A 12,179-nucleotide genomic window follows, 5' to 3' on the forward strand; every position below is an offset into this window, starting at 1 on the left:
TTTCTTGCCACAAGGCTATCTTTGTAATTGGCGAATATCTATACTGCCCGAGAATTTTTGGGTGCAGTCAGGGAAACACAGGTTTTAACCAATAAATTTTCCCTGAATTCAACAATTTTTATAAATTCGTATGATTTTTAGTAAGGAAAAAAGGTATCCAATCCATTTTTCCTGTATACTATCGCGCAATTTTTGATCCTGACTTATTGAGTGAAGCAATGACAGACTTATCCCATTATAGAAATATCGGTATTTTCGCGCACGTAGATGCGGGAAAAACCACCACGACTGAACGTATTTTGAAGCTAACGGGTAAAATCCATAAAACCGGTGAAGTGCATGATGGTGAATCTACCACTGACTTTATGGAACAGGAAGCTGAGCGTGGTATTACTATTCAGTCAGCTGCTGTTAGCTGCTTCTGGAAAGACCACCGCTTTAACGTCATCGATACTCCTGGGCACGTTGATTTCACAGTTGAAGTTTATCGTTCACTGAAAGTACTTGACGGCGGTATCGGTGTATTCTGCGGTTCTGGTGGTGTTGAACCACAATCAGAAACCAACTGGCGTTATGCTAACGATTCAGAAGTAGCCCGTGTTATTTTCGTTAACAAACTGGACCGCATGGGTGCAGATTTCTATCGTGTGGTAGATCAGGTTAAACGTGTACTGGGTGCCAATCCGTTAGTGATGACTCTGCCAATCGGGATCGAAGAAGATTTCGTCGGTGTTGTCGACGTACTCACTAAACAAGCCTATATCTGGGATGACACTGGTCTTCCGGAAAACTACGAAGTTAAAGATGTACCTGCAGATATGGTTGACAAAGTTAACGAATATCACGAAATGCTGGTAGAAACAGCGGTTGAGCAAGACGACGACCTGATGATGGCTTACATGGATGGTGAAGAGCCGTCTATCGAAGATCTGAAGCGTTGTATCCGTAAAGGTACTCGTACTCTGGACTTTTTCCCGACTTACTGTGGTTCTGCGTTTAAAAACAAAGGTGTTCAGCTGGTACTTGACGCAGTAGTTGATTACTTGCCTAGCCCAACAGAAGTTGATCCTCAGCCTTTGACCGATGAAGAAGGTAACGAAACAGGCGAGCACGCTTTAGTTTCTGTTGATGAGCCACTTCGCGCATTAGCGTTTAAAATCATGGACGACCGTTTCGGTGCCCTGACTTTCGTACGTATCTATTCCGGTAAACTGAATAAAGGCGACACCATCCTTAACTCAGCCACAGGTAAAACTGAACGTATCGGCCGTATGGTGGAAATGCAAGCCAACGAACGTAACGAGTTAACCAGCGCCCATGCTGGCGATATTATCGCTATCGTAGGTATGAAGAACGTACAAACCGGTCACACTTTATGTGATGTTAAACATCCTTGTACGCTGGAAGCCATGGTATTCCCTGAGCCGGTAATCTCTATCGCTGTTGCGCCTAAAGATAAAGGTGGTTCAGAGAAAATGGGTATTGCTATCGGTAAAATGGTGGCTGAAGATCCGTCTTTCCGGGTTGAAACTGATGAAGATTCTGGTGAAACCATCCTTAAAGGTATGGGTGAATTACACCTGGACATTAAAGTCGACATCCTGAAGCGTACTTACGGCGTTGATTTGATTGTGGGTCAACCACAGGTTGCCTACCGCGAAACCATTACTAAAGCCGTTGAAGATTCTTATACCCATAAGAAACAGTCAGGTGGTTCAGGTCAGTACGGTAAAATCGATTACCGCATCCGTCCTGGTGAAGTGGGTACAGGCTTCAAGTTCGTTTCTACCGTAGTCGGTGGTAACGTACCTAAAGAATTCTTCCCGGCCATTGAAAAAGGCTTCAAGGGTATGATGGAAGAAGGTACTTTAGCAGGCTTCCCGGTATTGGATGTAGAAGTAGAACTCTACGACGGTGGCTTCCACGCCGTGGATTCATCTGCAATCGCGTTTGAAATCGCAGCTAAAGGTGCATTCCGCCAGTCTATCCCTAAAGCAGCTCCTCAGCTGATTGAACCTATCATGAAAGTAGATGTGTTCACGCCTGAAGATCACGTTGGTGATGTTATTGGTGACTTGAACCGTCGCCGCGGCATGATCAAGGATCAGGAAGCGGGCGTGACAGGCGTGCGTATTAAAGCTGACGTACCACTATCTGAAATGTTCGGTTATATCGGTAGTTTGCGTACCATGACTTCTGGTCGTGGTCAGTTCTCTATGGAGTTCTCACACTACAACCCATGTCCTGCCAACGTATCTGAAGCAGTTATTGCTGCAGAAAAAGAACGTAAAGCGGCTAAAAAGTAATTTTACTTTTAGCTGGCTGATAAAACCCGGTGATGAAAATCACCGGGTTTTTTATTATCTGTAATAACCTCAATCACCTTTGGCAGAGAATATTTTGGATTGTCTATTTTAAAAATCAGGCGATTGATAATATGATAAGCTATTAGTTTAGCTATTGGTCTTTGATGTCCACCATGCCGAGCAATAACAACCAATATAGGTCAGAACTGATTACGTAACTCATAAATAGCTGTTGTGAAGGAAAATTATGTCCGAGTTTGATGAAAATACGCCCAAAATTTATCTGGATAAAGAAGATAAAGAAGCCTATTTACGGCAACGTAATCAGCAAAAATCCCCAAAAAAAGAAACATCTGAAAAACCGGCTGTAGCGGCCCCGCGTAAATCCGTTTCAGTGCTGGGCATTTTTACTTTTATATTAGTGTTAGCTGCCGGCGGTGCCTGTGGCTGGCTATATCAGCAAAGCCTGTTGCTAAATAAACAGTTAGCCGATTCCAACGATCGCATTGAGGAACTGGAAAAGAAATTATCTGCCACTGGTGAAGAAATGGGCGAATCAACCATAGCCCTGCAAGCCAAGGTCAAACAGCTTATCGAAAAGTCGGATGAACTGTGGGGACAAATGGATAAACTATGGGCGTCCGCCTGGCGTCGTAATCAGGCCGAAATACAGGACTTGTCCAAAGAATTGAAAAATACCGGTAAGCCCATCGGTGACTTACAGAAAAAGACGCAGTTGCTGGAAGCCGATATGGGGGTGAACAACACCAGTATCGTTGCCATGCAAGAACAATACAGCTCCTTGCAAAGCGACATGTCGAATCTGAAGAACGATTTGGAACAGATTCTGCTCTCTGTAAACAGGAATAGCAAACTCGCCTCTGATGTGAATAGCAAACTGACTAATGCCATTATGAACAACCAGAATATGGCCAGCCGGTTGAATCAGCTTGAAAACCAGATCAAGAATTTGTCAAAAGCGTCAACTCCAACGCCCGCAGCGGTATCACAGTAACAGGATAAGGGAGCTTTTAAGCTCCCCTTTGCTTGATGATCACTGCATCAGAATGGTACAGGATAACGGCGCATCACGTCGTTAATGTCAGCCAGGGTTTCGTCACTCAACACAAGCTCAAAAGCCTGCATATCTTCGCTTAATTGTGCCAATGATGTTGCGCCGATAATAGTAGAGCTCACCCCGTCAACCTGATTACACCAGGCAAGCGCCAGTTGTGCGGGCGTGATTTGCTGCTTCTCGGCTATCGCCACATATTCCCGGGTCGCAGCCTGGGTAAACTCGGTATCACGGAACAGACCATTGCGCTGTACCAATGTCCAGCGGCTTCCGACTGGGCGGGCATTATTCAGATATTTACCTGATAACACTCCGCCTGCCAGTGGTGACCAGGGCAAATAGGCCACCTCTTCATGCACACAATTTTCAATCAGGTAAGGCCAATCCTTGCTGTGCAACAGGTTGAATTCATTTTGAATCGATACCGGCCGCGGTAAGCTTTGCTGTTCGCTTAAGCGCAAATACTGGTTGATTCCCCAGGGGGTTTCATTAGATAGCCCCCAATGACGAATCTTGCCTTGTTTGATACATGTATCAATGGCCTGCAGAATATCCAGCATCTGGACCGACTCACTGGCACTGTCGACATCACTTATACTGATCTTGCCAGGCCAATGCTTACCAAAGTGGGGAGAGGTTCGATTAGGCCAATGCAATTGATAAAGATCAATATAATCAGTCTGCAAACGTTTAAGTGAATCATCCACCGCCTGAATAACGGTATCGCCGCTAATATCGCTCCCCTCACGTATATAGGCCAGGCCGCTGCCAGCCATTTTGGTCGCCAGGATTAATTCATTCCGACGTGAAGGATTGGCAGCCAGCCAGTTGCCGATAATGGCTTCAGTTTTACCATAAGACTCTGCATTGGGCGGAATCGAATACATCTCGGCAGTATCGAAAAAATTGATCCCCTTATCCAGCGCATAGTCGATTTGCTGATTGGCATCCTGCTGGTCATTCTGCGTACCCCAGGTCATGGTCCCCAAACAAATACGGGACACTTCCAGTCCACTGCTACCCAGTGTCGAATATTGCATTAATTCACCTTTACGATTGATTGCCTGATACTGATATATGGTGCCCAAAATCCATTAATCAATAAAGGCTAACGATCATGATGTCACTGTGCTTAAATAACCTGAGTTCGTGATAAATAATATTGTTCACTTTATAAAAGACCTTAACACTATGCATAAAATATTGCTGTTTCTGCTGATTTTTACTTGTGCTCCAAATATAGCGATAGCCAGTCAGGAAAAACCATCTGAACGGACATATGATAAGGCACTGGCCGAGCGTCTGGGCGCGGATCAGTATGGTATGAAAAGTTACGTACTGGTGATCCTGACCACCGGTGAAATGGATGACAAAATCACCGACGAGAAACAGCGCCAGAAGCTTTTTGCCGGACATTTTGCCAATATGAATCGACTCGCCGAGGCAGGGCATCTGGTTTTAGCCGGCCCTTTTATGGACGCTAAACCTAAACGTGGTCTATTAATCCTCAATACCTCCGACTTGGAGGTAGCCAAACAAATGGTCAGCACCGATCCTGCAGTACAGGCCGGTATTTTTGATTATGAATTAAGCAAATATTATGGCTCGGCCGCTCTGATGGAAATCAACAATCTGCATAAGCGTATTCAGAAAACCCATATTGAATAGCCGGATAAGCAACAAAAAAAGCTGGGCCGATTTTGCTTGATGACTGTGCCTGGCAAAACGGAAGCACTGGATTTTCACTATCAGTCCGCTTATTATTTTTGTATATAAATCAAGCGACTTATTATGATCTACCAGTTTTCCAGCATCAGCCTGAACACCGTTAGCAAACAGTTGCTTATCAACGGTCAAAAAGTTGATGCCGAAGATCGCCTGATTTACCTGCTGATTGAACTCATCAGCCACTACCCCGAGCACTGCGACAAAGATTATATTCTGACAACAATCTGGCCGGATACTGTGGTATCGGAATGGTCGGTGTCCAAACTGGTTTCTGACGCGCGCCAATTATTCAAGCTACATGGCTACGATCATGACATTATCCAGACCGTGCGAGGTAAAGGATATCGGCTCAATCCGGAACTGGGCGAGCAGTTGAGTATCACTGAAGCTGAAAAATCATCCTTTCCCGGAAAGACCCCGGCCAAAAAAAATAAAAACCGGCTCTACCTGCTCATTGTCAGCGTGCTTATCGCCTTTTTGCTTAGCTGGGGATGGATGCAATTTCAACTTAGTCACAATCCTCTGGTGTTAAGTGAGCCAGCTAATTCTGTCGGGCGACTACTGTGGGTTGACGATAACCCGGATAACAATCGCGAAGAGAAACGCTATCTTGAACAGCACAATATTACCGTCTATCAGGTCACGTCCACCGACCAGGCACTCACCAGTCTGGCGCTGTATGAGTACAACGCGGTGATATCAGATATGGGACGAAAGGGTGAGGTTTTGGCGGGACTTTCGTTGCTTAAAACGATGCGCAAAAATCATAATCAAACACCTTTCTTCTTATATACCATCGTGCTTACCGATGCCCAACACCAGTTAATGAAGCAACATCAAGGTCAAGGTGTTGCAGTCAATGCCGAACAGCTATACAAACTTATCCTGCCTCTTTATCCGCCTCAAGCAGATAAAGCCAAGGTTTCAAATACTGATGCATTATGACGTCAACAACTTTCGTGGTATTAATCTAACTTACTGAAAAATATAGCATTCAAGATCTTTCAAAAAGGTTTCAAGAATGTCAGGGAATTTTGTTTTATAGATTGCTTTATCTATAAAACAAAATCGGGACATGACCATGCGAACCTCATCCAGCTTTATTTATGATTTAACCAGATGTCTGCTACTCATACTAATAGTCATTCTACTTAACGCTTGTGGAGGCAGTGATAACAATAATAGTAACGGCGGTAATAATCCTCCTCCGAGTAATATCGCCCCCATAGCCAGCGCAGGCAGTGACCAAAGTGTCGATGAACAAAACATGGTTACCCTGGATGCCAGTGGCAGTGCCGATAGCGATGGCTCGATCAGCAGTTATCTATGGTCACAAACCGCGGGTACGACAGTGACTTTAAGTGATGCCAGCAGCATAGCTGCGACTTTTACCAGTCCCACTCTTACCCAACCTGATACCTTAACATTTTCACTGACTGTTACCGATAATGACGGGGCAACAGCAACCGATAGCATATCCGTCAACGTCACACCGGTAAATCTGCCCCCGATGGCTAACGCAGGTGGTGAACAAACTGTCGACGAGCTAACGCAAATCAGCCTCAACGCCGAGGCCAGTAATGATACAGATGGCAGCATCGTCTCCTTTATGTGGGTGCAAACTGCGGGCAGCAGTGTTGTCCTCAGCGACAGCACCATAAGTAATCCAACCTTTATGTCGCCGGATGTGGATGCGGTTGAAACTCTGTCATTTGAACTCAGTGTGACTGATAACGAAGGACAAACAGCAACATCCAGCGTGAATATTTTTATTAATCCTACTGCCGACAACGCAATACCCGCTTCACAGCTCGAACGCGCCATGCTGCTGAACGAACTGTATTTTGAATATGCTGACATGATAGGCCAAAAAGTCTGGGTACTGGGCTATTACGGCAATACCGAAGTTAATGGCGATGGTATCGGTTTTTTAGTCGACAACATGCTGCGACTGCAAGTCGATGAACGTTTTGCCCACCATTCTTTTACCCGGGTAGATGGCAATCTTCCTCCAGATGACTGGCATGGTAACCAGATTATGGTGTATGGAGAAATTAAGGATTATGCCGTTGAAAGCGGCACCAACGCGATACAACCTACACCGTTGATTAGCGTAGAAAAATATGAACTGATCAGTGCTGCTACCACTGACAGGAACTGGGACGATCTTTTTGTTACGCCGGACATGGCTGAAGATCAGGGCGAAAAATCTGCCAGTGTGACTCCTGAGATTGTTGACTATCTGTATCAACCCAAACCCCTGCCTATGTTTGCCAAGCCAGCCCCCGGCACCCAGGCACAAGAATGTGATCGTTCCATTATTATCAGTGGTGGGGTCGATGACAGTAACAACCATCAGCGTTATATCGATAACATCGTCGCCAAATTTAACAAGATGAAAGAACTGGGTTTCAGCGATGATCAGATTGAAGTGTTTTATAACAATGGTGGAGCGATTAACGTTAATGGCAGCAATATAGTCGATGCCAAAACCAGTATTCAAACCATCAGTGAACATATTGAGCAGCTTGCCGAGAAGATGCCCGGCAGCTGTACGTTAACCATCTTTGTCACCGATCACGGCGCCGGTCATAGTCAGGAACAGGGATACTCGGGTGCCAAACCAGTATTTAGCGGCAAAGAATTCAACTCAGGCAAAGTCTATGATGAAAATACCTTTGCTTTTGACGCACGCAAAAAAACCTACCATTCCTCTGCTGCATTTGCCTATCAGGGCAGCACCTGGTTTGTGGTTAAAAACGAAGCAGGTGAAATCAAGCTGTATAAGCGGGTGGGTGATACGTTTCAATTCAGGGGTAGCAACGAAAACGATGACAACATTATTAGCGAAACAGAAGCAGGGGAAGACTTTAACGGTGATGGCGACAGCAATGACAACTTCGGCGTTCCCGTTGCCTGGCTAGAAACCAAACTGAATACCACCAATCGAAAATACAAAAGCAACCAGTGGGACAGTGACGGCGATGGCAGCGTCGATATTCGCTTACGTTGGGATGGTCAGCGCTTTGTGGTCGAACGGTTAAATGCTGAAGGAGAATGGCAGGAGATGGGCCGCGACACCAACGGCGACTATTTTATCGATATTCTGGATGGCGGTGTGGACTGGAATCTGGATGGTGATGTTGCCGATCAGGTCGGCTTCCATGAAAGCATTAATTTGTGGGGTAATGAGGAACTGTACGACGATGCCTTTGCCGATATGCTAAAACCGCTTTCCGATAAAGGCGTGCATATCATGATGGAAATGGTGTCGTGCTTTAGTGGCGGTTTTATCAATAACCTCAAGGATTACGTCGAAAATATTTATACAGGGGCCAGCGAAGATACCAAACACTACAATCGCTATAGTGTCGCCAATACCCTTTATGCCTCTGATGAACTGGCATTTCTGGATAATCTGGTAGGCATTGATACTGACAGCTGGAACGCCGCTGCCGATGCAGCAACTGCCAAAGATGATAACGACGCAGAAATCAATCAGGGTCGCAAAAACATTCATATGCATGAACAGACACTGCGCTTTGAAACTGAAACAACCTTTATGGAGGATACCGGGGAAGACGAGTATCTGGTGGAACTGGATCTGCCTGATGATAAAGTTGGCGAAATTTATGATTTCGAATTTATTCTCGGTTTACAAAAACCGCGCTGGAGCGAAATCGACTTTCCCTATGGCCTGCCCGAAGGCTGGCAAACCGAAGCGGCTCCCGGTGGTATCAGGATTTACAGTGATACTCCCATAGAAGACGGGCAAGTTTTCTCCATACTGGTAAACGATGAAGAAGTTGGGGAACAAATTCGTATCGAATTCACCGATATTAACCACCAAAGACTGGGTTACACCATGGCGAATGAAGGCGAGGTTGAAATACCCGCACCACAACTTAGCTTTGCCACTGGCTCTAAGACCTGTGTTAATCATACTGACCATGGACAAAGCTCACCCAGTATTATGGAGTGGCTGGTTGCTGCTAATCAGGTCGACAATACCCCCTTTGCGGATATTCAGCTCACGGTCAAGATTACCACCCCGGTTGGGGAAGTGACCCAGAATGTCACGCTCAACGCAGTAGGACAACTGTATCTGCTGTTGCAGATATACAGCTACGGCAATTATCAGATGGAAGTCATCGGCGCCCGGATAGTGCCAACAGACGTCACGCTGGAACTGGTAGGACTATTAACCTACCCCTTTACTGTCAACTCCAGTGAAACCAATAAAGGACAATGTACACCAGACGAGTAACTTTAATGTTTAACATCACAACGCCACACTTTAGTGGCGTTGTTTTTTCGGCACACATTTACTCATCCCCAATATCTATTAGCTTCGAAAACTGAATCGCTGCAACAAGTTTTTAATCAGCATTATTCCGGTATTCCGCTAATCTATAAAGAGCCTATTGGAGATAAACCAAATTGACACGACAGGGTTAATAAAAAAGGGGATGTCTCTCGTATAAAGGATATGACAAATGCCAGAATACCTAGCACCGGGCGTATACATTGATAAAACCGCTCATTTGCCTCCCAGTATAAACGCCTCATCGACCTGTATAGCTGCCTTTGTCGGCTATACACAACAACATCAAAATAACGGTCGCTCCTTACTCAACAAACCGGTACGCATTACCTCATTGCTTGAATTTGAACAATATTTTGGAGGTGATGCCAAGCATCAATTTAACCTCACTCCCGTTAAAGCAGGGCAGCTGACGGATGCCAGTATCGGGAATAAAGGTTATTGTCTGTCGCAACACTCCACTAACTTTTTGCTCTACCGGAGTTTATCTCTGTTTTTTAATAATGGCGGCAGCGAATGCTTTATCGTCTCGGTGGGTGACTATAAAAGTACCATCAACGCTAGTTCAATAATTACGGGACTGTCAGCCATAACAAATGAGACCAATATCTCACTAATCGCGATACCGGATGCAGTAGCCTTGGCCAGTGCTAGCGAATGTGCGTCTGTGCAGCAAGCATTGTTGGCCCGAAGCTCACAAGGCGTTGATAAACACTTTGCTATTCTGGATATTTTTCAAGGCAACAGCGAATTTAGCCATACCCGGCCAGATAACTGTATTGAGGCGTTTCGTCATCATATCAGCGGGGCAGATCTCAGCTACGCGGCGGCATATTATCCCTGGTTAGATACCATAGCGATAAACAGGAAAAACCTTGGTTTTGGCTGTTTCTATAACATTGCCAGTTTAAAAAGGCTGTTATTGATGGAATTAGCTGAAAATTATCGAGCCGCCAACAGGACGGCGATCACTAAACAAAAACAGCTTCAATCCATAATTGATGCAATTGCCGAAGAGGATCTAGCCTCACTCAACAATGCCCAGCGCAATGAACAACAACAGCTACATCAAACCTTGCTGAATTTAAGCCCGTTATACTCGGCCATGATGACTCGAATCAGCGAAAAACTTAATCTATTACCCCCTAGTGGCGCCATTTGTGGTTGCTATGCCCTGGTTGATCGCACTCAAGGCGTTTGGAAAGCACCGGCAAATATCGCGCTTTCTTCAGTAATACGTCCTTGCACTACGCTCACAGCGGAACAACAACAAGCACTAAATATTCACCCTTCAGGCAAGTCAGTCAACGTCATTCGCAGCTTTGTGGGTCAAGGGGTCGTTGTTTGGGGGGCACGAACCCTTGCTGGTAATGATGCCCAATGGCGTTATATCAACGTCAAGCGCACCGCAATGATGATTGAACAATCGATACGTTACGGGTTAAAAGCCCTGATATTTGAACCTAATGAGCATAATTTGTGGTCAACCATAAAAATGATGATTGAAAACTTTTTAGCACAACTTTGGCAACAAGGCGCACTAGCAGGAGCAAAACCGCAACAGGCTTATTTTGTCAACGTGGGATTAAACAGCACCATGACCGCAACGGATGTTGCGAACGGCAGATTAATTGTTGAACTTGGAGTAGCAATAATAAAACCCGCTGAATTTATCCTGCTCAAAGTCGAACAACAGAACCAACCAACATGAGAAGCTGTTGATTCACACTGGCTAACATGGAGATTATCAAACCTAACCCACTGATCGATTTACTCTACGCTTTAACGTATACATCCGGAACCCACAATTCCATGAACGTTTGCGGATTAGCTAATGCTTTAAAACCAAATTTCTCATACAGCCCGTGCGCATCACTTGTTGCTAATGCCATACGGCGAAGACCTTGTAATTGCGGATGTTCAATAATTGTTTTCATTAACCATTTGCTTAGACCTTTACCCTGATGTTCTTGCAGAATAAATACATCCGCCAGATAAGCAAAAGTGGATTTGTCAGTAATCATCCGCGCAAAACCAACCTGCTCTCCGGAATCCAGAAAAACACCAAAACACAGCGAGTTTTCAATTGCCTTTGACATAATATCCAGCGGGATCCCGGACGCCCAATAAGATCGAGAAATAAAACCATGAATGACAGATAAATCCATATCTTCATTTTTGCAGCTTACTTTATAACCTTTGATCAAAACTCATCCCCCTTAATAGATCACACCTGTTCATAACTAAGGGAGAATTTACACTAGATGACAGAAATACGCGTCCAACAAGCACCACTTTTTTGTGCCTGCTGTTGTTATTCTTTTCATTAATCCCCTGTTATTCGACTAAAGCTGGACTACCCTGTAGTGGTTTCTAGTTATTGGTAAACAATCACATTACAGGGAATATTATGTCCGACGTAAAATTAATGGTGCTTTACCCCAAGCCGGCAGACCCTAAACAGTTTGATCATGACTATCGGCAGCATATCGAGCTATTACACAAAAAAATGGATATCCCCATGGATGCCCGACCTTATACCATCACCCAAGTACTGCAAGATGAACAGGGCAATACCCCTTTCTATAAAATATTCAGCATGCCTTTCGAGTCAGCCGACATATTGCAACAGACCATGGTAACCACCGAGATGCAAGAAGTCGCGGCCGATGCAGTCAGGATCTCAACTGGCGGAGCCCCAGTGATTCTGGTCGGTAGTGATATGCTGTGAGACGATGTTAGCAGA

Annotated in this window: 9 protein-coding genes; 7 read left to right on the plus strand and 2 right to left on the minus strand. The window is 45.0% G+C overall.

The window, feature by feature from the left end:
• The first annotated feature begins 218 nt into the window (after positions 1–218).
• Both fusA and V1467_RS18020 read left to right on the plus strand, forming a co-directional pair.
• Complete coding sequence (fusA, locus tag V1467_RS18015) at positions 219–2,306, plus strand: elongation factor G (protein ID WP_416306363.1); 2,088 nt, start codon at positions 219–221, stop codon at positions 2,304–2,306.
• A gap of 247 nt (positions 2,307–2,553) precedes the next feature.
• On the plus strand, positions 2,554–3,321 hold the full coding sequence (locus tag V1467_RS18020; protein ID WP_416306364.1) for a hypothetical protein: 768 nt from the start codon (positions 2,554–2,556) through the stop codon (positions 3,319–3,321).
• 47 nt (positions 3,322–3,368) lie between these two features.
• On the opposite strand, the gene V1467_RS18025 is transcribed toward V1467_RS18020, so the two are convergent.
• Positions 3,369–4,421 carry an aldo/keto reductase gene (locus V1467_RS18025; protein ID WP_416306365.1) on the minus strand — a complete coding sequence of 351 codons (1,053 nt, stop codon included), beginning with the start codon at positions 4,419–4,421 and terminating at the stop codon, positions 3,369–3,371.
• A gap of 151 nt (positions 4,422–4,572) precedes the next feature.
• Here V1467_RS18025 and V1467_RS18030 point away from each other — a divergent pair, with 151 nt between their 5' ends.
• From V1467_RS18030 to V1467_RS18045, 4 genes are all read left to right on the plus strand, one after another.
• Positions 4,573–5,049, plus strand: a complete 477-nt coding sequence (locus tag V1467_RS18030; RefSeq protein ID WP_416306366.1) for a YciI family protein — start codon at positions 4,573–4,575, stop codon at positions 5,047–5,049.
• A 123-nt stretch (positions 5,050–5,172) separates the two neighbouring features.
• Positions 5,173–6,054, plus strand: a complete 882-nt coding sequence (locus tag V1467_RS18035) for a winged helix-turn-helix domain-containing protein (RefSeq protein ID WP_416306367.1) — start codon at positions 5,173–5,175, stop codon at positions 6,052–6,054.
• Positions 6,055–6,190: 136 nt separating this feature from the next.
• Positions 6,191–9,376, plus strand: a complete 3,186-nt coding sequence (locus V1467_RS18040; protein WP_416306368.1) for a PKD domain-containing protein — start codon at positions 6,191–6,193, stop codon at positions 9,374–9,376.
• Positions 9,377–9,605: 229 nt separating this feature from the next.
• Entirely contained in the window at positions 9,606–11,144 is a 1,539-nt protein-coding gene (locus tag V1467_RS18045) for a phage tail sheath family protein (protein WP_416306369.1), read from the plus strand.
• A 64-nt stretch (positions 11,145–11,208) separates the two neighbouring features.
• Here the strand turns inward: V1467_RS18045 and V1467_RS18050 are convergent, their stop codons facing one another.
• On the minus strand, positions 11,209–11,640 hold the full coding sequence (locus V1467_RS18050; protein ID WP_416306370.1) for a GNAT family N-acetyltransferase: 432 nt from the start codon (positions 11,638–11,640) through the stop codon (positions 11,209–11,211).
• 203 nt (positions 11,641–11,843) lie between these two features.
• Here V1467_RS18050 and V1467_RS18055 point away from each other — a divergent pair, with 203 nt between their 5' ends.
• Positions 11,844–12,164: an EthD family reductase gene (locus tag V1467_RS18055; protein ID WP_416306371.1), complete on the plus strand. Its 321-nt coding sequence runs from the start codon at positions 11,844–11,846 to the stop codon at positions 12,162–12,164.
• Positions 12,165–12,179: the final 15 nt, after the last annotated feature.

The organism is Neptunicella plasticusilytica (assembly GCF_047922965.1).
Taxonomy (GTDB): Bacteria; Pseudomonadota; Gammaproteobacteria; order Enterobacterales; family Alteromonadaceae; genus Neptunicella; species Neptunicella plasticusilytica.